The sequence below is a fragment of the Thermovenabulum sp. genome (assembly GCF_049723235.1).
Taxonomy (GTDB): domain Bacteria; phylum Bacillota; class Thermosediminibacteria; order Thermosediminibacterales; family Thermosediminibacteraceae; genus Thermovenabulum.
In genome coordinates this window covers 18,536-41,919 of record NZ_JBNARB010000014.1, presented here as the reverse complement: position 1 = coordinate 41,919, position 23,384 = coordinate 18,536, and the positions used below count along the sequence as shown (strand labels likewise).

Annotated in this window: 21 protein-coding genes and 1 pseudogene; 16 read left to right on the top strand and 6 right to left on the bottom strand. The window is 41.0% G+C overall.

The window, feature by feature from the left end; genetic code table 11:
* Nucleotides 1-66: 66 nt before the first annotated feature.
* From ACPLOV_RS08045 to ACPLOV_RS08035, 3 genes and pseudogenes are all read right to left on the bottom strand, one after another.
* Nucleotides 67-612 (bottom strand): annotated as a pseudogene (locus tag ACPLOV_RS08045) (YeeE/YedE thiosulfate transporter family protein).
* An 11-nt stretch (nt 613-623) separates the two neighbouring features.
* Nucleotides 624-851, bottom strand: coding sequence for a sulfurtransferase TusA family protein (locus ACPLOV_RS08040; protein WP_424909235.1), 228 nt, complete (start codon nt 849-851; stop codon nt 624-626).
* Between the two features lie 36 nt (nt 852-887).
* On the bottom strand, nt 888-1,568 hold the full coding sequence (locus ACPLOV_RS08035; protein WP_424910986.1) for a YeeE/YedE thiosulfate transporter family protein: 681 nt from the start codon (nt 1,566-1,568) through the stop codon (nt 888-890).
* 181 nt (nt 1,569-1,749) lie between these two features.
* Between ACPLOV_RS08035 and ACPLOV_RS08030 the strand changes: the two genes are divergently transcribed.
* The gene (locus ACPLOV_RS08030) at nt 1,750-2,652 is read left to right on the top strand and encodes a selenium metabolism-associated LysR family transcriptional regulator (protein WP_424910985.1); all 903 of its coding nucleotides are present in this window, start codon (nt 1,750-1,752) and stop codon (nt 2,650-2,652) included.
* Here ACPLOV_RS08030 and ACPLOV_RS08025 read toward each other — a convergent pair.
* Nucleotides 2,649-2,870 carry a sulfurtransferase TusA family protein gene (locus tag ACPLOV_RS08025; protein ID WP_424909232.1) on the bottom strand — a complete coding sequence of 74 codons (222 nt, stop codon included), beginning with the start codon at nt 2,868-2,870 and terminating at the stop codon, nt 2,649-2,651. The genes ACPLOV_RS08030 and ACPLOV_RS08025 overlap by 4 nt on opposite strands.
* A gap of 143 nt (nt 2,871-3,013) precedes the next feature.
* On the opposite strand from ACPLOV_RS08025, the gene mfd reads away from it, so the two are divergent.
* Both mfd and spoVT read left to right on the top strand, forming a co-directional pair.
* Nucleotides 3,014-6,553 carry a transcription-repair coupling factor gene (mfd, locus tag ACPLOV_RS08020; protein ID WP_424910984.1) on the top strand — a complete coding sequence of 1,180 codons (3,540 nt, stop codon included), beginning with the start codon at nt 3,014-3,016 and terminating at the stop codon, nt 6,551-6,553.
* Between the two features lie 63 nt (nt 6,554-6,616).
* On the top strand, nt 6,617-7,174 hold the full coding sequence (gene spoVT / locus ACPLOV_RS08015; protein ID WP_424910983.1) for a stage V sporulation protein T: 558 nt from the start codon (nt 6,617-6,619) through the stop codon (nt 7,172-7,174).
* Nucleotides 7,175-7,196: 22 nt separating this feature from the next.
* On the opposite strand, the gene pckA is transcribed toward spoVT, so the two are convergent.
* Nucleotides 7,197-8,735, bottom strand: a complete 1,539-nt coding sequence (gene pckA / locus ACPLOV_RS08010) for a phosphoenolpyruvate carboxykinase (ATP) (RefSeq protein WP_424910982.1) — start codon at nt 8,733-8,735, stop codon at nt 7,197-7,199.
* Nucleotides 8,736-8,991: 256 nt separating this feature from the next.
* Here pckA and spoVB point away from each other — a divergent pair, with 256 nt between their 5' ends.
* The 6 genes from spoVB to ACPLOV_RS07980 all read left to right on the top strand — a co-directional run bounded on the left by spoVB (nt 8,992) and on the right by ACPLOV_RS07980 (nt 15,590).
* Nucleotides 8,992-10,593, top strand: a complete 1,602-nt coding sequence (spoVB, locus tag ACPLOV_RS08005; RefSeq protein ID WP_424909228.1) for a stage V sporulation protein B — start codon at nt 8,992-8,994, stop codon at nt 10,591-10,593.
* Nucleotides 10,594-10,599: 6 nt separating this feature from the next.
* Nucleotides 10,600-11,388 (top strand): nucleoside triphosphate pyrophosphohydrolase, encoded by a 789-nt coding sequence (mazG, locus tag ACPLOV_RS08000; protein WP_424909227.1) that lies wholly within the window; start codon nt 10,600-10,602, stop codon nt 11,386-11,388.
* An 85-nt stretch (nt 11,389-11,473) separates the two neighbouring features.
* The gene (locus tag ACPLOV_RS07995) at nt 11,474-11,749 is read left to right on the top strand and encodes an HU family DNA-binding protein (RefSeq protein WP_068747815.1); all 276 of its coding nucleotides are present in this window, start codon (nt 11,474-11,476) and stop codon (nt 11,747-11,749) included.
* Between the two features lie 139 nt (nt 11,750-11,888).
* On the top strand, nt 11,889-12,779 hold the full coding sequence (locus ACPLOV_RS07990; protein WP_424910047.1) for a patatin-like phospholipase family protein: 891 nt from the start codon (nt 11,889-11,891) through the stop codon (nt 12,777-12,779).
* Nucleotides 12,780-13,018: 239 nt separating this feature from the next.
* On the top strand, nt 13,019-13,192 hold the full coding sequence (locus ACPLOV_RS07985; RefSeq protein WP_424910981.1) for an RCKP-type rubredoxin-like domain-containing protein: 174 nt from the start codon (nt 13,019-13,021) through the stop codon (nt 13,190-13,192).
* Between the two features lie 115 nt (nt 13,193-13,307).
* Complete coding sequence (locus tag ACPLOV_RS07980) at nt 13,308-15,590, top strand: vitamin B12-dependent ribonucleotide reductase (protein ID WP_424910991.1); 2,283 nt, start codon at nt 13,308-13,310, stop codon at nt 15,588-15,590.
* Between the two features lie 30 nt (nt 15,591-15,620).
* Here ACPLOV_RS07980 and ACPLOV_RS07975 read toward each other — a convergent pair whose 3' ends face one another.
* Entirely contained in the window at nt 15,621-15,923 is a 303-nt protein-coding gene (locus ACPLOV_RS07975) for a TMEM165/GDT1 family protein (protein ID WP_424910980.1), read from the bottom strand.
* 344 nt (nt 15,924-16,267) lie between these two features.
* Between ACPLOV_RS07975 and ACPLOV_RS07970 the strand changes: the two genes are divergently transcribed.
* The 7 genes from ACPLOV_RS07970 to guaB all read left to right on the top strand — a co-directional run bounded on the left by ACPLOV_RS07970 (nt 16,268) and on the right by guaB (nt 23,226).
* A complete protein-coding gene (locus ACPLOV_RS07970; protein ID WP_424909176.1) occupies nt 16,268-17,704 on the top strand; it encodes a menaquinone biosynthesis decarboxylase in 1,437 nt (478 codons plus the stop codon).
* Nucleotides 17,694-18,596: a UbiA-like polyprenyltransferase gene (locus ACPLOV_RS07965; RefSeq protein WP_424909173.1), complete on the top strand. Its 903-nt coding sequence runs from the start codon at nt 17,694-17,696 to the stop codon at nt 18,594-18,596. The genes ACPLOV_RS07970 and ACPLOV_RS07965 overlap by 11 nt, the downstream gene beginning before the upstream one ends.
* A gap of 4 nt (nt 18,597-18,600) precedes the next feature.
* Entirely contained in the window at nt 18,601-19,188 is a 588-nt protein-coding gene (locus ACPLOV_RS07960; protein ID WP_424909172.1) for a UbiX family flavin prenyltransferase, read from the top strand.
* A 5-nt stretch (nt 19,189-19,193) separates the two neighbouring features.
* Nucleotides 19,194-20,174: an ABC transporter substrate-binding protein gene (locus ACPLOV_RS07955; protein ID WP_424909171.1), complete on the top strand. Its 981-nt coding sequence runs from the start codon at nt 19,194-19,196 to the stop codon at nt 20,172-20,174.
* Nucleotides 20,175-20,191: 17 nt separating this feature from the next.
* Nucleotides 20,192-20,935: an ABC transporter ATP-binding protein gene (locus ACPLOV_RS07950; RefSeq protein WP_424909170.1), complete on the top strand. Its 744-nt coding sequence runs from the start codon at nt 20,192-20,194 to the stop codon at nt 20,933-20,935.
* A 4-nt stretch (nt 20,936-20,939) separates the two neighbouring features.
* Nucleotides 20,940-21,677, top strand: a complete 738-nt coding sequence (locus ACPLOV_RS07945) for an ABC transporter permease (RefSeq protein ID WP_424910979.1) — start codon at nt 20,940-20,942, stop codon at nt 21,675-21,677.
* Between the two features lie 100 nt (nt 21,678-21,777).
* Entirely contained in the window at nt 21,778-23,226 is a 1,449-nt protein-coding gene (gene guaB / locus ACPLOV_RS07940; protein ID WP_424909168.1) for an IMP dehydrogenase, read from the top strand.
* Nucleotides 23,227-23,384 lie beyond the last annotated feature (158 nt).

Sequence of the window (23,384 nt, the reverse complement as noted above, 5' to 3'; positions counted from 1 at the left end):
CTCCTCGTTAAAATTTTCATTTTTCTCTATTACGCATTTCGGCGGGGGTAATTCCCCGCCGAAATATTAAGTTAAAAAGTATTTTACTAAAAGCTTGGAACCAAAGTACGCACCGATAAACATAGAAAGGAAAAAGAGCCAGCCGTGAAGCGACATCGAAGCCGTGCCGCTAAAAAGTGCACCGATATTTCAGCCGTAGGAAAGCCTTGCCCCGTAACCCATCATCAAGCCGCCTAAAATAGCTGCTACAACCTGCTTTCCACTTTTGATTTTTTTAATTCTGAACTGGGATGCCAGCAGTACGGCAAGAAGAGCTCCGAAAATTATTCCCAGGTTTTGAATGGAACCCCCGTCATTTAAAAAGCCACCGGCTAATGCTTTTGCATTGGCCTCGTTTTGATAGAATGCCCAGGTTTCGGGATGAGCTCCGAAAATTTTTGCTACCCATGCGCCCCAGTGTACAAAGGGTGTAGTTACACCCCATCCATGGCCGGTAAGGATGAAAATTACAATATTGAGTAAACCGAGGAAAATAGCACCGAGCCAGTATGGAAAAGCGTCTTTCAAGAGGGCCTTTTTAAGCTTTTCAGCTTCTTCCTTATATTTACTCACATTAACCCCCCTTACTTATTTTTTTCAATGTAAATGTACCAGTGTCCTTCCTCAATTTCTTCTATTTCTACTGGATAGCCTTCTTTTCTTGCCCATTCAGGTACGTTTTTCATGGCACAGCTGTGGTCAATTTCAACAATTAATATATCTCCTATATTTAACTGGTTTAACTTATTTTGGGTTTTTATTAAAGGAACTGGACAAGCTTCACCGAGACAATCTAAGTGTACTTCAGCCATATAAGATAACTCCTTTCTTTAATGGTATTAGATTGATTATTCGGCTTTTCTATAGTCCCACCAGAGTGCCAGCCAGTACAGTGCAAATAAAAGTAACATTTGACCGAAGAAAGCCAGAGGCCATCCCAATACATTGGGCAGGAAAATGGATGGAGCGTTTTTTATCACATTGGCTTTCCACCATCCAAAATGATAAGCCCCTAAAGCAGACCCTGCGATAAAGAATACAAGTGCAATCATATTCATTATATAAGCTTCTCCAACCCTCATCAGTGTTCCTGATGCGCAGCCGCCCGCTATTACCGCACCAATACCGAATATTATACCGCCTATGATAGTGTGGATACCTACGGGGCTTATATTTCCGGGTACTGGTTTTCCAGCTGAAAATGCATTGTATTGAATAGCTGCAAATCCAACTGTAGCAATCATAATTGCGATTAATACGGCTCTCAAAAGGGATGTGCTTCCTGTTAGGAAAGGATCCCGGGTGGCAGCAGTAAAGCAAAACCTGGAACGCTGAAGGACAAAACCGAGAGCAATGCCCAGCATCCACCTTATTGCAAGGGGGGCTTTAATATTTGAAAGGAATACTCCGAAAAGGATTATTGCTGCAAGAAGAGCAATTCCATAGCCCAATTGGTTCTTCTTTTTAACAGAGGGTTTTGCAGTTACCGTATGAACCCTGGATTTTAATGAAACCTGAGGCTGTTCCAATACCAACACCTCCTATTTGATGTGAAGGCCTTCACTTTCTCATGATATTATTATAAAACGATTTAAAATTAATGTAAAATTATTAAAAATTATACCGCTATAAGAATTATTTATATTAAACAAATATGATATAATAATATCAAATAAAATTACCGCTTTAGCGGAAATATCAGGTGATAAAATGAATGTAAATTTACTTAATACCTTTGTGACTATAGCAGAATCCGGGACCCTTTCTAAAGCGGCTGAAAAGCTTTTTATCTCTCAGCCTGCATTAAGCCAGCAGATTAAACAGTTGGAGAATTATTTTTCCGTTCAGCTTTTTGAGAGAACAAATAAGGGAGTAAGTTTAACCGAAGCGGGAAGAATAGTTTATGAATATTCCTCTAAGATTTTATCTTTATGCAAGGAATTAGACGAAAAGATGAATGACCTCAGGTCATCCATAAGCGGGATTTTAACGGTGGGTGCTACTTCAGCAATTGGAGGATATGCGGTACCCTGCAGTATTTTTATTTTTAAAGAAAAATATCCAGAGGCAAATATAAAGCTCCGGGTAGGCAATAAAAAGCAGGTAGAAGAAGAATTAAGAGATGGACAGGTGGATGTGGCCGTAATTGAAGGAATAAGGCCCAGGGGAGAAATTACCGCTGAAGAAATTGCAACGGAAGAGCTTTTTGTTATTGCACCGAATAATAACCGCTGGAACGGGAAAAATACCATAACCCTGGAAGAGTTTTTAAAAGAACCTTTGATTGTAAGAGAACAGGGGTCAGGGACGAGGGAAATCGTTGAAGAAACCTTTGCAGCTCTTGGTATAAGATGGAACGAATTAAATATAATAATGGAACTAAGCAGTAACGATTCTATAAAGGCGGCGGTAGAAGCGGGGCACGGAATTTCTATAATGCCATCCATAGCATTGAAAAAAGAGTTATATAACAAAACCCTGGTTACATTAAATTTAGAAGGTATTAACCTTCAGCAAAAAATTTATGTGGCCTATAAGGAGGATAAAATTTTAAACAAACTTGCCAAGGCTTTTATACATTTTATGCGTCTCCCCAGTAGAGGATTTTGTTAACTCTTCTTTATATATACCTGCCATATTCCGCTGTCAATTTCCTTTATTTTAACTTTAATCCCTTTTTTGGCCATTTCATTTTTTATATTTATAGCTGCACAGCTATGATCGGTATCAAGCACAATGACATCACCCTTTTGTATATTCTTCAATTTTTCTTCAACCTTAAAAAGAGGCACGGGACATATGTCACCAACAGAGTTGATAAAATGTTTCATAAATTCTCCCTTTCTTAGGATTTTTTACTCTATGCCGTACATTTTAAACCAATCCAAATGAATTTTCAAAAGTCAATTTTTGTTGTATAATTAACTTTTGTTGAGTTATACTTTATATTAGGAATTTTTTTAAAGGAGAAGCTATGTTTGCGCTGAAATTTTGCGAAAAGATAGAAGATTTCAACAGGATTACAAAAGACGTCGAAAACGGAATAAAAGGTTTTTTTTCCTATGGGCTTTCCGACTCACAGAAATCTTTCATAATAGCGGGGCTCAAAGAAAGGTTCGGTAAAAGAAATTTTCTGGTAGTAGTGCCCGATGCTCTTGAGGCTAAAAGGATAGCGGAGGATCTGGAATTCTTCCTGGGGAAGGAACAGGTACTGTATTTTCCTTCCAATTACGTGATTCCCTATGAAACCGAAGCTAAAAGCCTTGAATTTACGGCACAGAGATTATCGGTGCTTGAGAAACTACTTTTTGATAACTCCAAGGTAGTAGTAGCCCCGTTGAATGCCCTTGTGAATAAGCTTGTGCCGCCAAATATAGTGAAAAATTTCACATTTGAGCTTGAATACGGCCGCGAAGAAAATTTGGAAGAAGTAATTTTAAGGCTTATAAAGATGGGCTATGAAAGGGTCGAAGTTATTGAAGGTAGAGGACAGTTTGCTCAAAGAGGCGGTATCCTGGATATTTTTCCCCTTACTGCCGAATATCCTTACCGCATCGAATTTTTCGGCGATGAAATAGATTCCATAAGGCGCTTTAATATTGAAGACCAGCGATCCTTTGACAGACTGGAAAAAATAAGGATATTCCCTGCCAGGGAGGTTATATTTGACGAGGAGACCGGTAAAAAAGCGGCTTTGAAGGTTTCGCGGGATTTGGAGGAAAAGAGAAGTGCTTTATATTCCGCAGGCAAAAAGGAAATTTTCGAGATATTAAAGGAAAAAGTAGGCCTCCATATTGATAAGCTGGAAAGGGGAATCTTTTTCGAATCTGCCGAACTTTATACGGGATATTTGTACGAAGAACTTTGCTCCCTTATGGATTATTTCTCTACTCCTCCTTTTGTGTTTTTTATTGAACCCGGGAGGCTTATGGAAAGTTCGAAGAACATCTCCTTTGAAATAGAAGAGACCTATAAAGGGCTTTTAGAGAAGGGGCATATTCTTCCTTCGGCTTCGGAGATTTATTTTTCTGTGGAACGGGTAATCGATGAGATGAAAAAATATCCCTCTTTTTATATTTCCATGTTTCCGAGGATACCGAAGGAATTCAATGTAGGAGGGGTATATTCCTTCCAGTTCAGGGCAGTTACTGCCTTTAACGGTAAATTTGAACTTTTAGTAGAAGAAATAATGAATTATAAAAAGAGAAGATATGGAGTAATTGTATTATCGGGAAATGAAGAGAGGGGAAAACACTTATCAAAGGCATTAAGGGAAAAGAACATTGAAGCGGTTTTTTATAAAAGCTTAAATGGAGAACTTATGTCCGGGCAGGTTGTGGTGATCCCCGGATCCCTGGGAAAGGGCTTTGAGATTCCTGAAATCAGGGTAGCCGTAATTTCGGATACGGATGTTTACGGAAGGCCAAAAGTGAAGCAGGCAAAGCCTGACATTACGAAGAAAGGCAAAAAAATAACCGCCGTGGACGAGCTGAGCCCGGGAGATTATGTGGTTCACGCCACGCACGGAATAGGCAGGTACCTGGGTGTGGAAACCTTAGAGGTGGAGGGTAATAAGCGCGATTACTTCGCCCTCCAGTATCTGGGAGGGGATAAACTCTACGTTCCAACGGACCAGGTGGAACTTATATATAAATACGTTTCTCCCGAAGATAAGCCGCCGAAGTTAAACAAGCTCGGCGGAAGTGAATGGAGCAAGACAAAAGCAAAGGTCAAGGAATCCATCAAAGAAATGGCAAAGGAGCTTATCGAACTTTACGCCGCCAGGCAAAGTATAAAAGGTTTTGCCTTTTCAAAGGATACGGTATGGCAACAGGAATTCGAAGAGATGTTCCCCTATGAGGAGACCCCGGACCAGTTGATGGCAATAGAAGAAGTAAAAAGGGATATGGAAAGCGATAAATGCATGGACAGGATAATTTGCGGTGATGTGGGATACGGGAAGACGGAGGTAGCTTTAAGAGCGGCTTTCAAAGCGGTCATGGATGGAAAACAGGTAGCGGTGCTTGTCCCCACTACAATACTGGCGGAACAGCATTACAGGACCTTTTCCGAAAGATTTTCCCCCTTTCCATTAAGGGTAGAAGTGATAAGTCGTTTTAAGTCTAAAGCTGAACAAAAAGCGATTTTAAAGGATTTAAAAAACGGAGCGGTGGATGTTATCATAGGAACCCACAGGCTCCTTCAAAAGGATGTAAAATTTAAGGACTTAGGGCTTCTTATAATAGACGAAGAGCAGCGGTTTGGAGTGGCTCATAAAGAAAAAATAAAACAGCTTAAAAAGAATGTGGACGTGCTCACCATGACCGCAACACCCATTCCGAGAACCCTGCATATGGCATTAAGCGGCATAAGGGACATGAGTCTTATAGAGACACCTCCGGAGAACAGATTTCCCGTTCAAACTTATGTAGTGGAGTACAATGACTCCCTCATAAGGGATGCCATATTAAGGGAGCTATCAAGAGACGGTCAGGTATATTATGTTTACAACAGGGTTCAGGACATAAGGGAGGAAGCTATGAGGCTTTCCTTACTGGTGCCCGAGGCGAGGATTGCGGTAGCTCACGGGCAGATGGATGAGGACGAGCTGGAAGAGGTGATGTTAAAATTCTACCACAGGGAATACGACGTGCTGGTATGTACCACAATTATCGAAACCGGGCTTGATATACCCAATGTAAACACCTTGATCGTAATAAATTCGGACAGGTTCGGATTATCCCAGCTGTATCAGCTTAGAGGCAGGGTTGGGCGGTCCAACCGACAGGCCTTTGCGTATTTTACTTACAAAAAAGATAAGGTCCTATCGGAGCAGGCGGAGAAAAGGCTGGCGGCCATAAGAGAATTTACCGAATTCGGTGCCGGGTTTAAATTGGCTATGAGAGACCTGGAAATAAGGGGTGCCGGAAACGTCCTCGGGACCGAGCAGCACGGACACATGATGGCGGTGGGTTATGATTTATACTGCAAGCTTTTAGAGGAGGCGGTAAGGGAATTAAAAGGGGAAATTATCCGGGGAGAAGAAGTACAGCCCGTTATTGACCTTAAGGTAAATGCTTTTATTTCCGAGGATTATATTCAAAATGAATCTTTAAGAATGGAGATTTACAGGCGGATTGCAGCACTGGAGACTCTTAAGGAAGCCGAGGAATTAGAGGAAGAGATTGAAGACCGCTTTGGGGACCTTCCGCAGCCTGTGAGAAATCTTTTAAGTATATCAAAATTAAAATTGCTTGCCAAAAAATTAAAAATTGCAAATATTATAAGAAATGAAGATTACGTGGTTTTTAAATTTAAGAGCAAAGATGCCTTGAATGTGGAGGATTATTTGAAATTAGTCGCTTTCTTTAAAAATAGAATAATTTTTTCCGGAACAACGGTTCCCTCCTTTTCGATAAGGGTTAAAAACATCGATGATCATAAGCTATTTATAAGGATTGAAGAGTTATTAAAAGAAATGGCGGATTTTCTCTTTATTCCCTATAATGAATAAAAAAGGTTTGTTACTCTAATACTAATGATGAAAGCATTTTCCACAGGAAAAGGAGGGGAAAAAGTGAAGGCAACGGGGATAGTTCGTCGCATCGACGACCTGGGGAGGGTTGTTATACCGAAGGAAATAAGAAGGACGTTAAGGATTCGCGAAGGCGATCCTCTTGAAATATTTACCGATAGAGAAGGAGAAGTAATCCTCAAAAAATATTCGCCAATAGGTGAACTCGGTGATTTTGCAAGAGAATACGCCGAAGCCCTCCACGATTCCTTGGGGCATATCGCGTGTATTTCGGACAGGGATACGGTTATTGCCGTTTCCGGTGCTCCAAAAAAGGAATTAATGGAAAAGCCCATTAGCTCCGACTTGGAAGCCATAATGGATGAAAGAAAAACGGTATTAATTAGCAAGACGTCGGAAAAAGAGTATATAAAAATAACGCAGGATGAGGATGGCAAGGTAAGGTACACGAGCCAGGTAGTGGTGCCTATAATTGCCGAAGGGGATCCCATAGGTGCTGTGATATTACTTTCAAAAGAACCCAATGTGGCTATGGGAGAATTAGAAGTAAAGGTTGCGGAAACCGCAGCCGGTTTCTTAGCAAGGCAAATGGAACAGTAAAGAAAATAGCAGCTTTACGCTGCTATTTTAAAATTTCTGCCGGCAGATTGTATTTTGATGCATTGGTAGTAAAGCTATTTTTTAGCTTATGGGCGTACTCATCGTAAGCTTTTTTATCCTTCCAGGAATTTCTTGGATTTAAGATTTCCGCAGGCACACCGGGGCAGTATTTGGGTATCATGAGGTTAAATACAGGGTCCTTTTCGTATTCTACGTCTTTTAGAAGGCCGCTTAAAGCGGCTTTTATTATTGCTCTCGTATAGTTTAAGTTTATTCTTTCTCCCGTTCCATAAGGCCCTTTTATCCAGCCGGTATTTACCAGGTATATGTCGGTATTGAATTTTTCTACCTTTTCCTTTAAAAGCTCGGCGTAAACATAAGGGGGTCTCGGTAAAAAGGGTGCACCGAAGCAAGCGGAGAAAGTAGCTTTTGGCTCGGTAATGCCCCTTTCGGTTCCCGCCAATTTGCTGGTGTAACCTGCTATGAAGTAAAACATAGCCTGTTCCTTTGTGAGCTTTGCAATAGGAGGAAGAACACCGAAGGCGTCAGCAGAAAGGAAAAATATTTGCTTTGGATGTCCTCCCACGCCCTGGATTACCGCATCGGGTATGTAATCTACGGGGTATGCAGCTCTGGTGTTTTCGGTGAAGAAATCGCTGTCGTAGTCGGGCATCCTATCCTCCCGGGAAAATACCACGTTTTCCAGAATGGTGCCGAATTTGATGGCATTGTAAATCTGGGGTTCTTTTTCCAAAGAAAGGTGAATGCATTTTGCGTAGCATCCGCCTTCGAAATTGAAGATACCGCTGTCGGACCAGCCGTGTTCATCATCGCCTATTAGCCTTCTTTCCGGGTCTGCCGATAGAGTTGTTTTACCCGTTCCCGAAAGCCCGAAAAACAGTGCCGTATTGTTTTTATCATCCACGTTTGCCGAACAGTGCATGGGGAATACTCCGGAGCCGGGCATAATATAATTTAAAAGGGAAAATACCGATTTTTTAATCTCACCCGAGTATTTTGTACCGCCGATTATTATTATTTTTTTCTCAAGATCCAATATTATAAAGGCTTCGGAATTGGTTTTATCTATTTTGGGGTCAGCTTTAAAACCGGGAACGCAGATGACGGTGATTTCAGGGGAAAAATCTTCGTCGATTTTGCCGCGTAAAAATAGCTGTCGTGCAAATAAGCTTTGATAGGCGTATTCGGTGATTACCCTCAACGGTTTTTTGAAATTGGGGTCGGCACAGACATAACCGTCAAATACAAATACATCCTTGTTTTGAAGGTAAGCTTGGATTCTGAAAAGTAAATTGTGGAAATTTCTATATGAAAAAGGTTTATTGTTTTCCCACCATATTTCGTCGTGAATGGTTTCGCTGTCTACAATAAATTTATCTTCCGGAGAGCGGCCGGTGTATTTTCCGGTGTTGACGAGGAGTGCGCCGTTTTCCAAAAGGACTCCTTCTCCCCTTTTTACTGCTTCTTCTACAAGCTTTGATACGGGTAGGTTGCGGTAGACATTTTTCACATTTAGCATAAAATCGCTCAATTGGGACATGATTCTAAAATCCTCCCTTTTAAAATATATATACTTTTTAGAAAATAGCGAAAGAAATGTGCTATAATAAATTGGCTAAGACATGAAATATTATATCATAAAAAATGAATAATGCATATATAATTAGCGCGAAAAAAATTATTTTTGATATATTCCTTTTTTGAATACCATCTATAACAAACTTGAGGGAATAAGAAATAAATGGTATTATATATTCGTCTTTAAAATTGATTTTAAAAAAAGGGGCAAAGCTTTAATGGAAAAAAAGACATCATTTTTAAAGGGAGCCTTTATTCTGACCGTGGCGGGATTTATAGTAAAAATACTGGGTGCGGTTTACCGTATACCCTTAGCAATGATGATAAAGGATGAAGGCATGGGGCTTTATCAAATGGCCTACCCTATTTATGTAACCCTTCTTTCCCTGTCTACAGCGGGTTTACCCACCGCTATTTCCAAACTGGTGTCCTCCAATATAGCGTTAAAAAAGTACAAAAATGCCTTCAGAATTTTCAGGGTTTCCCTTGCTTTTCTGGGTATAATAGGTTTTTTATCTACCGCAACGTTAATAATCTATGCGCCCTATTTATCCGCAAGAGTGCTGGGGAATCCAAAAGCCTATTATTCGCTGGTAAGTATTGCCCCCGCCATATTCTTTGTTTCAATTATGTCCAGTTTCAGGGGATTCTTTCAGGGTCTTCAGGATATGACCCCTTCAGCTATTTCTCAGGTGGTAGAGCAAATTGGAAGGGTAGCAACGGTATTTTTTCTTGCATCCCTGCTTTTGCCAAAAGGTGTGGAATACGCGGCAGCTGGTGCGGCTTTTGGTCCGGTAGTAGGTGCGGTTTTGGGTTTACTGGTTCTTGTGGTGGTGTATTATAGAAAACAAAATGAAATAAAAATAAAAATGATGGAGGATCTGGGAAAAAGGCTGGATAGCCCTATCAAAATTTTTAAAGACCTGATGATTTTCGCTGTCCCCATTACCCTGGGGGGATTAATAATTCCCGTAATGAATTTAGCCGATGCTGCTATTGTTCCGATGAGACTGCAGGTAGCTGGTTTTTCCGTGACAAGAGCTACCGAACTTTACGGGCAGCTAACAGGAATGGCGGCACCGCTTATTAATCTTCCGGCAATCGTTACTATATCTTTATCGGCAAGCCTTGTGCCTGCTATATCCGAAGCAGTCGCTACAAACAATTATAAATTGGCTTCGGAAAGAGCTCAGTTAGGAATTCGGATAGCATTGATCTTTGCTATTCCTGCTGCCGTTGGACTTTTTGCTCTGGCCACCCCCGTGTCGGTGCTTCTTTATAAAAACGCCGAAGCGGGGATTCCCCTTTCTATTCTTGCCTGGGGGATAATATTTCTTTCCCTTCAGCAGACCACTACCGGCATACTGCAGGGCGTAGGCAGGGCCGCAGTCCCGGTATATAATCTTCTTCTCGGTGCCGTAAGCAAGATAATAACAAACTATGTTTTAACCGCAATTCCTTCAATAAACATAAGAGGCGCAGCCCTGGGCACTGTTCTCGGTTATGCGGTAGCATCTTTATTAAATTTAACTGCAGCTTCAAGGTATTCGGGAATGCGCGTGGATTTTGTGAAGATGATTCTAAAACCCGGAATTTCCGCCTTATTTATGGGAGCATTTGTGGTCTATGGCTTTAATTTTCTCGTTTTGAAAGGGCTGGGGCATAATTTGAGCACTCTTTTTTGCATAATGATAGGTGTTCTTGTTTACCTTTTTTGTCTGTTAATATTGGGCGGCGTAGAAGAATCCGAACTTGCTATGATGCCTTTCGGGAAAAGATTAAGTAAAATAATAAAAAAGATAAGCCTTTTGAGGAGATGATTAATCTTGGCAAAGGAAGGTTTTGAAAAATTGGTGGATATTATGGCAAAGCTGAGGGGAGAGGGAGGCTGTCCCTGGGATAAAGCTCAAACCCATGAGTCTTTGAAACCCTTTTTAATAGAAGAAGCCTATGAAGTAATAGATGCGGTTGATGCTGAAAACCCGGAAATTTTAAAAGAAGAGCTGGGGGATTTGCTGTTGCAGATAGTATTTCACAGCAGAATTGCGGAGGAAGAGGGCAGATTTAGCATCAATGATGTGATAGAAAAAATTTGCGATAAAATGATAAGGCGCCATCCCCATATTTTTGGAGAGGTAAAAGCCGATACTCCCGAAGAAGTGCTGAAAAATTGGGAGGATATAAAGAAGGAAGAGAAGGATTTTTCTTCCTATGCCGAATCCATGGACAGGCTTCCGGAACAATTGCCGGCTCTTATGAAGGCTTTTAAGGTGCAGGAAAAAGCTGCCCGGGTAGGTTTTGATTGGGATAGTGTTGATGGTGCCTTGAATAAGGTGTATGAAGAACTGCAGGAAATCCAGGAAGTATATAAAAGTGAAAAAAGTGAGAAAATAAAGGAAGAAATAGGAGATTTGCTCTTTGCGGTGGTAAATGTAGCTCGTTTTCTAAAGGTAGATCCCGAACTGGCATTGAGAGACGCTACGAAAAAATTCGTAAAAAGGTTCAAATACGTGGAAGAAGAGGCAAAAAGACAAAACAAAGACCTTTCAAAAATGACCCTGGAAGAAATGGATATATTATGGGAACAGGGGAAAAATAAAGAAAAAAAGTTTTAAATTACCTCTGAAATTGAAGGAATTTGGCTTTTTGTGGAGAATAAGAAATTAGAACAAAATAGAAATTTTCAGGGAGGGAATGAGAGTGAATAAAGCAGATCTCGTATCGGCAATGGCAGAAAAAAGCGGACTTACTAAAAAGGATGCTGAAAAAGCTTTGAACGCCTTCATTGATTCGGTGATGGAAGCTCTTTCGAAAAAGGACAAGGTTCAACTCGTAGGTTTTGGCACTTTTGAAGTGAGGGAAAGAAGCGCAAGGAAAGGTCGCAACCCGCAGACCGGAGAGGAAATTGACATTCCGGCTGCCAATATTCCCGTCTTCAAAGCAGGAAAAGCTTTAAGAGATGGAATCAACAAGTAATAATTAATTAAAATATTGAACTGAAAATAAAAAGGCAGGCTTATAAAGCCTGCCTTTTTATGTATGCGTAAAATAAGGATAAAATTAATTTCTCGGGAATATATTTTTAAAAAGGATGGCAGAAAGGGGGTCTAAAAGAATGGTAAAAAATAAACTTGGTATAGCCTTAAGTGGAGGAGGAATAAGAGGAGCGGTACATTTAGGCATTTTAAAAGGATTATTCGAAAACGAAATTTATCCCGATATGATAGCTGGGACGAGTGCGGGAAGTATTGCCGGAGCATTGGCGGCTTTAGAAATAAATTTTGATGATTTTGTGAACAGGCTTATGAGCGTAAAACCCTGGAGAATGCTCGATCCGGCTTTTTGGATGGCCTATATCGGGGTATTCATTTACTTTTTATGCACCAAAAGACCTACGGTTCTTTCTAAAGGGGCTGAAGGACTCTTTAAAGGAGAAAGAATTGAAAAGTATTTTGATGAGCTTTTTCAAGGAAAAGGATTTAAGGAATTAAAGATCCCCCTTTTTATCATAAGCACCGATGTGGAAACCGGGGAAGAGGTGGTATTTTGCTCAAAAGAAAGTGTAAAAAACAAAGATAAAAAGGGGAGGCAATATCTTTTTGATAAAAAAATATCTGAAGCGATAAGGGCGAGCATCTCGCTGCCGGCAATTTTTGTTCCGAAGAGGATTGATGGAAGAAAACTTGTGGATGGAGGAATTATAAATAACGTTCCTGTAGACATTCTTTTTGATATGGGAGCAAAAAAGGTTATTGCGGTAGACCTTTCGGTAAAAAAAGGCAAAAACAGGGCGGAAACTTTGACGGAAATTATATTTTCATGCATAGATATTATGTCCGATGAACTAATAAAAATGAAAGAGCAAAATTACCCTGCTTTCTATATTTCTCCGGATATTTCCGGAATAGGGTATACCGATTATTACCGTATTCCCGAGTTAGTAAAAATAGGAGAGAAAATTGCAAAAGAAAATATAAGTAAAATAAAAAGTTATTTGATCAAATGATTAATGCTCCATGTAGGCTGCACCGTAAGTAAAATCATTAAAAAATTCCTGAAGCAGAAGAAAGAGTTCTTCGCTGAAAAGGGTAATATCCATAAAAATTCCCCCTTAACAATTGTATACAAGTATTCTGTAATTATTATATACATATATGTGATAATGTGTCAAGAGAAAAATAATTGACATCTTAATAAATGAATAATACACTAAATATTAGACAGGGATTCAGGGAGGTAATTATTATGGCACTATTCAAATGCTCCATGTGCGGGTTTGAAAAAGAAACCCGGTGCAAACCGAAGGAATGCCCGGAATGCAAAGCAAAGGATAGCTTTACAAAGGTGGAAGTAAAGGCTACAGAGGATGCCGCTGAGGGGAAAAAGACTACAAAAAGATGCTGCAAAATCAAGGAATAAATATTGAGGTATAAAATATTAAACCTTATTTTTATTATATTATCGGAAGCGGTAAAAAAACCGCTTTTTTGCTTTATTTTGACCGGTAAAAGAGGTGTCATTGATGAAAAAAAAGATAAATTTAACGGAAAATGCAAAGAAGGTGCTTGAAAAAAGGTATCTTGCTAAGGATTCACAAGGGAAGGTAATAGAAACCCCGGAGGAAATGCTGGAGAGGGTTTCGAAAGCAGTGGCAAAGGCCGAAGAATTTTATGGAGAGGATCCATCCTACTGGGAGCAAAAATTTTATGATCTGATGGCCGACTTAAAGTTTTTGCCCAATTCACCTACTCTTATGAATGCTGGAAGAGAGCTGGGGCAGCTGTCAGCCTGTTTTGTACTGCCCGTGGAAGATTCTATGGAAGGGATTTTTGAAACCATTAAGAATGCCGCACTAATACATAAATCCGGCGGAGGAACGGGTTTCAGTTTTTCAAGGCTGAGACCTAAAGGCTCTACGGTAAAGTCTACCGGTGGTGTTGCTTCGGGTCCCGTATCTTTTATGAGGGTATTTAATGCCGCTACAGAAGCTGTAAAGCAGGGCGGCACCCGAAGAGGAGCCAATATGGGTATTTTGAGGGTAGATCACCCGGATATTTTAGAATTTATTCAATGCAAAAGGGATAATAAAGAATTTACAAATTTTAATATAAGTGTAGCGATAACGGACAAGTTTATGGAAGCTTTAAAAAATGACGACTATTACGAGCTTGTGGAACCTCATACAGGCAGGATAGCCGGCAAATTAAAGGCAAGGGAAGTATTTGACCTGATAGTGGAGATGGCCTGGCTAAACGGGGAACCGGGAATAGTTTTTATAGATCGCATTAATGAAAAAAATCCCACTCCTCACGTGGGCAGTATAGAAAGCACTAACCCCTGTGGGGAACAACCTCTGCTGAATTTTGAATCATGTACACTGGCGTCAATTAACTTATCAAAATTTGTATATAAAGAGAATGATAAATTATTTGTAAACTATGAAGATATTAAAGACACCGTTCATACGGCGGTGCGCTTTTTGGACGATGTAATTGATGTGAATAAATACCCGCTGCCCGAGATTGAGCAAATGACAAAGGCTAACCGCAAAATAGGACTTGGAGTAATGGGATTTGCCGATATGCTCATAAAGCTTGGAATCCCCTATGATTCCGAAGAAGCTGTAAAACTTGCAGAGGAAGTGATGGGCTTTATACAAAGCGAGGCTCGTAAGGCATCGGAAGAACTGGCAAAAGCTCGAGGAGCTTTTCCAAACTTTGCCGGCTGTGTTTACGATAAGATGGGAAGCCCTCCTGTAAGAAATGCCACGGTTACAACAATTGCTCCTACGGGCACCATAAGTATAATAGCCGGATGCTCCAGCGGCATCGAGCCCGTTTTTGCACTGGCTTTTGAGAGAAATGTTCTTGATAAACAGCGCCTTATTGAAATATACCCGCTTTTTGAAGAAAAGATGAGGGAATTGGGACTTTACAGCGACGAATTAATGGAAGAAGTATTGAAAAAAGGTTCTTTAAAAGATATTGAAGGAATTCCCGAAGACGTTAAAAAAGTGTTCGTAACCGCGCATGATGTATCCCCCGAGTGGCATGTTAGATTACAGGCAGCTTTTCAGAAATATACGGATAATGCGGTATCTAAGACCGTAAATTTTCCTCAGGAGGCCACAAAGGAGGATGTAAGGAAGGTTTATCTTCTTGCCTATGAATTGGGCTGCAAAGGTGTGACGGTTTATAGGGATAAAAGCCGTGAGGAACAGGTCTTAAATAAAGGCACTAAAGGGGAAGAGGAAGGTAAAGAGGCTGTAAGAGCATTTTCGGAAGAAAAACACATCATCCCTCGCCCGAGACCTTCCATAACCTACGGAAGCACCGAAAAGGTAAAAATAGGATGCGGGAATCTATATATTACCGTTAATTCCGATGATAAGGGCATATGCGAAGTATTTACAAATCTGGGACGAGCCGGAGGATGTCCGTCCCAGTCAGAAGCCACCAGCAGGCTCATTTCGCTGGCACTTCGCTCGGGGATTGATGTTAATGCTATTATAGAGCAATTAAAAGGTATAAGATGCCTTTCTACCATAAGGCAGATGGCGAGCAATAAGGACATAAAGGTGCTGTCATGTCCTGATGCCATAGCCCGAGCCTTAGAAAGGAATATTTTAAAAGCAGAAGGCGTAAAAGAGGAAAAGAAAAACAACGGTAATGGGGTAGAATACTATAAAAAGCTATATGAAATTGAAGAAGAAGGAACCGCTTCTAAAACAAATAAATGCCCCGAATGCGGAAGTGTGCTGGAAACCGAAGGAGGGTGTGTAGTCTGCAGAGCCTGCGGTTTCTCAAAATGCGGATGATTAAAAAGCCACGGCGAAAGCCGGGCTTTTTTATTGCTTTCCTAATTGTTTTAAAACTTCAGGAGCGGATTCTATAAGTACAAATATTCCAATTCCCACAAAGAGGATACCGGCAATTAATTTCAGGTAATGGGTTGGTATGTATTTAGTCACCACATTGCCAAATAAAGCTCCTATAAGGGTAACCAGAACAAGGGCCAAAGATGCTCCCAAAAAAATAGGCAGGGGTTTGTTATACTGGGTAACTAAGGTAAATACCGTAAGCTGGGTTTTGTCGCCCAGCTCTGCTAAAAAGAGCATGCCAAAAGCCATCAAAAAAAGTTTCAAATCCATTTTTAAAACCTCCCGATTATATTATTTCTAAAATTGAAAAATAGATTTGGTAAGCTTATTGGAAAAATTTACATATAAAAAAGACCTTTATTTCGGCATAAACCGAAATAAAGGTCTCGTTCCCTGAAATTCAGGCGAAGGCCCAGGCAAAAGCCAGTATGTTGAGCCTTCGAAGGCAAGTAGCCCGAACTACTCCCCTTTATTTTATAACCGCTAAATATCTTAATTAGATTCTAACAAAATATTATCATATATAGAATAAATTGACAATATTATTGTCCCCAAAAGGGGGGTGTGCTATAATCACAGAAGAATGGATTTTCCATTTTTTGAACGGAGTGATGATATTGTACAGGGATTTACAGGATTTTATCAATCTACTGGAACAGAAGGGTGAGCTAAAAAGAATACCGGTGGAAGTGGATCCGGAACTGGAAATCACCGAGATAACGGACAGGGTCGTAAAATCGGGAGGCCCTGCCCTGCTTTTTGAAAAGGTTAAAGGATCGGAATTTCCGCTGCTTATTAACGCCTTCGGTTCCTATGAACGCATGAATTTAGCATTAAATGTGGAAAGTTTGGATGATATAGCCCGGGAAATTGAGGAATTAATGGATATTTCCAACTATATCGGGCTTTTTAACAAGATTAAGTCGGCAACAAGGCTCGCAAGACTGGCAAAAGTATTTCCCCAAAAAGTAAAACACGCTCCCTGCCAGGAAGTAATAGAGGAACCGAATTTAGAAAGGCTTCCAATTTTAAAATGCTGGCCCGGAGATGGAGGCAAATTTATCACCCTCCCCTTAGTGATTACCAGAGATCCCGAAACGGGCTCACACAACATGGGTATGTACAGGATGCAGGTTTACGATGAAAAAACTACCGGAATGCACTGGCATATACATAAGGACGGAAGTGAAATATATCAAAAATACAAGAAAATGGGGGTAAAAATGCCCGTTGCCGTTGCTATAGGATGTGATCCCGCTACCATTTATGCTTCTACTGCTCCCCTTCCGAAGGAAATAGATGAAATGGTCTTTGCAGGGTTTTTGCGTAAAGCCCCTGTAGAGGTTGTGAAATGTAAAACCTGCGATATATATGTCCCTGCCAATGCGGAATTTGTCCTGGAAGGATATGTGGACGTAGACGAACTCAGGGAAGAAGGGCCTTTTGGGGATCATACGGGCTATTATTCGGTGAAGGATTTTTATCCGGTATTTCACCTTACCCTGATAACCCGAAAGAAAAATCCGGTTTATCCCGCAACGGTGGTGGGTAAACCTCCTATGGAAGATTGTTATCTGGGGAAGGCTACCGAACGCATTTTTTTACCTTTTTTAAAAAAGTTATTTCCGGAAATTGTTGATATCAATTTTCCCCTGGAAGGAGTATTTCATAACTGCGTGATAGTCTCCATAAAAAAGAAATATCCTGGCCATGCCAAGAAGATAATGCACGCCCTCTGGGGGATCGGACAGATGATGTATACCAAAATTATTGTAGTTGTGGATGAAAGCGTTGACCCGAAGGATGTATCTACCGTAGCCTGGAAGGTATTTAACAACGTGGACCCCAAAAGGGATGTGGTGATAGTGGATGGCCCGCTGGATGTACTGGATCATGCGTCACCTTTTAAGCACTACGGCAGCAAAATGGGCATTGACGCAACTAAAAAGTGGAAGGAAGAGGGCTACGAGAGGGAATGGCCTGACGAGATAGAAATGAGCCCCGAAATTAAGGAACTGGTTGACAGAAGGTGGAAGGAATATGGATTTTAAAAAAGGCAAAAGTATATCTGATTTAGCCGGCGGGGTAATTAAGAAATTAAGGACCTACGGGGAACTGGTGATGTTTTCCCATACCCTGTTTTCCCTTCCCTTTTCTCTTGTGGCGATGTTCTGGGCAGCAGGAGGAGCTTTGCCTTTCAGGGTGTTTTTCTGGATTGTTGTAGCTCTTTTTGGAGCAAGGAACGGGGCAAATGCCCTGAACCGTTTGGTGGACAAAGAAATCGATGCAAAAAACCCCAGAACTGCCAAAAGGCATATTCCGATGGGGATTGTAAAGGAAAAAGAAGCACTGTTGATAGTTGTGTTTTGTTTTGCCCTTTTAATACTTGCGGCTTATGAGTTGAACCCACTTTGTTTAAAACTGCTGCCGGTAGCCATGTTCTTTTTTATAATTTATTCTTATACCAAGAGATTCACCTGGTTATGCCACGTTATACTGGGTATGGCCTGCGGCGGTGCGCCGGTTGGTGCATGGATTGCTGTAACCGGAAAGATCGAGTGGCCTGCTCTGGTCCTGGGGGCGGCAGTGATGTTCTGGGTGGCAGGTTTTGACATAATATACGGGTCCCAGGACGTGGATTTTGATAAACGTTTTGGACTTCATTCGATTCCGGTCAGATTTGGCGTTAAAAACGCTTTAAGGATCTCCAGCGCCTTTCACGTAATTTCTATCCTTTTGCTCTTTTATTTATACTTCTTAATGAAAAGGGGCTTTTTTTACCTCCTGGGCCTTATAATTATCTCCTACTTTCTGTACTTAGAACATAAATTGGTTTCCCCCAACGATTTAAAACACGTTACCATTGCTTCGTATGATATAAATCAGATAGTGAGCGTACTTTTTTTCGCGTTTTCCTTCCTGGATATATTCGTAGCGGGGTGATTTTATGGCAAGATTCGTAATAGGGATAACGGGTGCCAGTGGTTCTATTTACGGTATCCGATTGGTAGAAGAGTTGTTAAAAAGAGGAAACGAGGTAAATCTTTTGGTAACGGAAAACGGTGAGAAAGTAATAAAATATGAAAGAGGACTGGACAGGGAAGAACTTCTCGGATATTTAAAAAAGTTTTCAATAAGGGAAGAAGATTTTAAATATTACGATATTCATGAAATGTTTGCGCCTATAGCCAGCGGCTCTTTTAAAGCGGATGGGATGGTCATTATCCCCTGTTCTATGTCCACGGTGGCTTTTATAGCGGGCGGAATGTCTCATAACTTAATGCAAAGAGCCGCCGATGTATTTTTAAAGGAAAAAAGAAAGCTTATAATAGTTCCCAGGGAGACACCCCTTAGCTCCCTGCATTTGGAAAACCTGCTAAAACTCAGCAAGATGGGGGCATTGATTTTACCCGCCATGCCTGCCTTTTATCATGCTCCTGAAAGCATAGATGATATGGTAAATTTTATCGTGGGGAGGGTTTTAGATTCCTTAGATATCCCCAATGAACTTTATAAAAGATGGAAGGGAGTGTAATTTTTATGCGTCAGAATATCAAAAAATTCATAGCATTAATTGCGATTCTTTCAATGATTTTTCTTTTGAGCGCCTGTTCGGGGAAACAGGCCGAAAATGCGAGTCAAAATCAAGCTCCGGCGGAAATTAAGGAAAAAAGCCCTCTGGTAATCGGGGTGCTTCCCGATGTGGATTCCATACCTCTTATAATTGCAGAAGCCAAAGGATATTTTGAAGAGGAAGGGGTAAAGGTTAAGTTAGAGCATTTTAAGAGCGCTATGGAAAGGGATAGCGCCCTTCAAAGCGGCAATATCGATGGAGCCGTATCGGATATCCTGGCGGCAGCTTTTGCCAATGACGGGGGTTTCAATGTTAAGATAACGTCGGAAACCAACGGAAGTTATAAGCTCCTCACGGCAAAGGATAAAAACATAGACAGTATAGAAAAATTAAAGGGTAAAGATATAGCATTATCAAAAAATACCATTATTGAATACGCTACCGACAGGATTTTAGAAAAATACGGACTTAACCCCGAGGATGTAAACAAGGTGGTAGTACCGCAAATACCCGCCAGACTCGAAATGCTGCAGAACGGGAAGGTGGATGCAGCAACGCTGCCGGATCCTTTAGCTTCGGTGGCCGTAAAAAATGGGGCAAAAATAATTGAAACTACGAATAAGCTGGGAATAAATCCCGGTGTATTGCTGTTTACCCAGAAGGCGTTAGAAAGCAAAGAGAATGAAATAAAGGCCTTTTACCGGGCTTATAACAAAGCTGTGGATTTTCTGAAGCAAAACGATAAATCGGCCTACATTGATACTGTAGTAGAAAAAGCGGGATTTCCCCAGGAGGTTAAAGAAATAATCACCCTTCCCGAATACACAAAGGCAGGGCTTCCCTCAAAGGAAGATTTTGATGGGGCTATGTATTGGCTCTCAAAAAAAGGCCTTGTTAAGAAATCCTTTACTTATGACGAGCTGGTAGATAAAAGATTTGTGAATTAAAGCAGGGCGAGCGGTGGATGATTGAAGTTAGAAATCTTTCCGTGACGTACAGTTCTTTTAGCGGAAAGTTTGTTGCCCTCGACAGAGTAAACTTAAAGGTAAAAAAAGGCGGGATAGTGGCCGTAATTGGTCCTTCGGGTTGCGGAAAAACTACCCTTCTTTATGCAATGGCAGGAATATTAAAAAATTACACGGGTGACGTATTAATAGACAATGCCCCCATCAATCCTTCAAAGCATAAAATTGGACTTGTCCTTCAGGATTACGGCCTGTTACCCTGGAAAACGGTAATGGAAAATTCCCTGCTGGGGTTGAGAGTAAAAAAAAGGGTAACTTTGAAGGAAAAAAAATATGCAGAATATATCTTATCCCGAATGGGCCTTTCCCACCTGACAAAAAGGTTCCCTTCGGAGTTAAGCGGTGGCCAAAAACAGAGGGTAGCAATAGCCCGGGCATTTATAATGAAGCCGGATATTTTATTGATGGATGAGCCCTTCTCGGCCCTTGATGCCATAACTCGTGAGGAAATGCAGGACCTTTTTTTGGATGTGTGGAAAAGCGAATCTGTTTCTACGCTGTTTGTGACTCACAGCACCGATGAGGCAATTTATTTAGGAGAAAATATCGCGGTTATGAACGGTGTTCCCGGTAAAATAGTGGATGTATTGGAAAATCCTCTGTTTGGGCTGCGGGATGTTGAGGACAGGGAGGTTTACTGGAAACTAAAATCGGAATTAAAAAAATTGATAAAGGGAAAATAAGGAAATGATAAAAAAATCAGGACGTTATTTATTAACCTTATTTTTATTTTTTACAATCTGGCAATTGGCTTCCGTTACGGTGAAGGGCCCTTTGCTCCCTTCGCCGGTAGCGGTTTTTTTAAATATCGGGGAGGTATTTTTTACAAAAATAGCTCCTCATGCTTTCATAAGCCTTTACAGGGTCATCATGGGCCTTGTAATTTCCATGCTTTTCGGCATGGTAGTGGGGATTTTAATGGGGTATTATGAAGCGGTGGACCGTTTATTATCGCCCGTTTTGTATTTTACTTATCCTGTACCGAAAATAGCCCTTTTACCCGTTGTAATGATATTATTTGGCCTTGGCGAGTTTTCAAAAATAACGATGATAGTAATTATAACCGTCTTTCAAATAATTATTAGCGCAAGGGATGCGGTAAGGAACGTGCCAGAAGAGATGTATTATTCCCTGCGCTCCCTCGGGGCGAACACCTTTGCTGTTTTTTACCATATTGTGTTTCCTGCAGTAATGCCGGAATTGCTTACCGCTGTCAGGCTGAGCCTGGGGACTTCCATTTCGGTGTTGTTTTTTACGGAAAATTTTGGAACAACTCACGGGATGGGTTATTTTATTATGGATTCGTGGATGAGGGTAAATTATATTGATATGTATTCCGGCATTGTTGTTCTCGGGATTATGGGAACATTTTTATTTTTTGCCGTGGACCTTCTTGAAAAAATATTTTGCCGCTGGAAAAGGTAAAAAGCCCTTGATTCTGCTTGTGATATAAGATTGACAGGCTTGTCAAAGTTTGATAAACTTTGTAATAATAATTTTTAGTAAAAAACTGGGGGCGAAGGTTTTGGATAAATTCGAGAAAGAAGGGCTGAGCTTTGACGATGTGCTTGTGATACCTGCCAAGTCGGAAGTTATACCAAAGGATGTGGATGTAACCACAAGGCTTACAAATAAAATAAGGATTAATATACCTATTGTAAGTGCTGCCATGGATACCGTAACCGAGGCAAGGCTTGCCATAGCTCTTGCAAGAGAAGGCGGCATAGGGATTATACACAAGAATATGTCCATAGAGAAACAGGCCCAGGAAGTGGATAAGGTAAAAAGATCGGAACACGGAGTAATTGTGGATCCCTTTTATCTCTCACCCGAACACACCATTAAAGATGCTATGGACTTAATGGCTCATTACAGGATCTCGGGGGTACCGGTCACCGAAAAGGGTAAGCTCGTGGGTATAATTACTAACAGGGACATAAGATTTGAAGATGACCTTACAAAGAAGATAAGTGAAGTGATGACAAAAGAAAATTTGGTAACCGCGCCCGTTGGCACCACCCTGGAAGAAGCGAAGGAGATACTGAAAAAACATAAAATTGAAAAACTGCCGCTGGTGGATGAAAATTACAACCTCAAGGGTCTAATCACCATAAAAGACATTGAAAAAGCCATAAAATATCCCAATGCGGCAAAGGACCAAAAGGGAAGGCTTCTGGTGGGGGCAGCTGTGGGTGTGGGAAAGGACATGATGGACAGGGTTAAAGCTTTATTTGAGGCAAAGGTGGATGTGGTAGTAGTGGATACGGCTCACGGACATTCGGTAAATGTATTAAATGCCGTTTTTAAGATAAAGGAAACTTTCCCCGAGCTTCAAGTAATTGCGGGAAACGTAGCTACCGCAGAGGCTACCCGGGAGCTGATAAAGGCAGGTGCCGATGCGGTTAAAGTGGGAATGGGCCCCGGCTCCATTTGCACCACCCGCGTTGTAGCGGGTATCGGCGTGCCGCAAATTACCGCAATTTACGATTGTGCGGAGGAAGCGGCAAAATTTGGGGTGCCAATTATTGCTGATGGAGGTATAAAATATTCCGGGGATATAGTCAAGGCAATCGCAGCGGGAGCCGATTCTGTGATGATAGGTGGTCTTTTTGCAGGGACGGAGGAAAGCCCGGGAGAAATAGAAATTTACAAGGGCAGAAGTTTTAAGGTTTACCGGGGAATGGGATCCATAGGGGCTATGGAAGAAGGAAGCAAGGACAGGTACTTCCAGGAGGACAGCAAAAAGTTCGTGCCCGAGGGGGTAGAAGGAAGGGTACCTTACAGGGGACCGCTATCGGAAATCGTATATCAACTGGTTGGAGGATTAAGAGCAGGAATGGGGTACTGCGGAGCCAGAAATATAGAAGAGCTCAAAAAGGCAAAATTCATTAGAATTACCTCCGCAGGATTAAAAGAAAGCCATCCGCACGATGTGTATATAACAAAAGAGGCACCCAACTATACGCAGTTTTAGGGGAGAAACCGGAAATTTTCCCAAAGGGGGAAATTTCCGGTTTTTATATTACTTTATAGTTAAAAAAATTGTCTAAGTTTTTAATTTGGAAATAATTTTTGCAGGAAAAATTTAAACGGGAGTAGAATAAATAAAGTATTATCTCAAAATAAAATAAA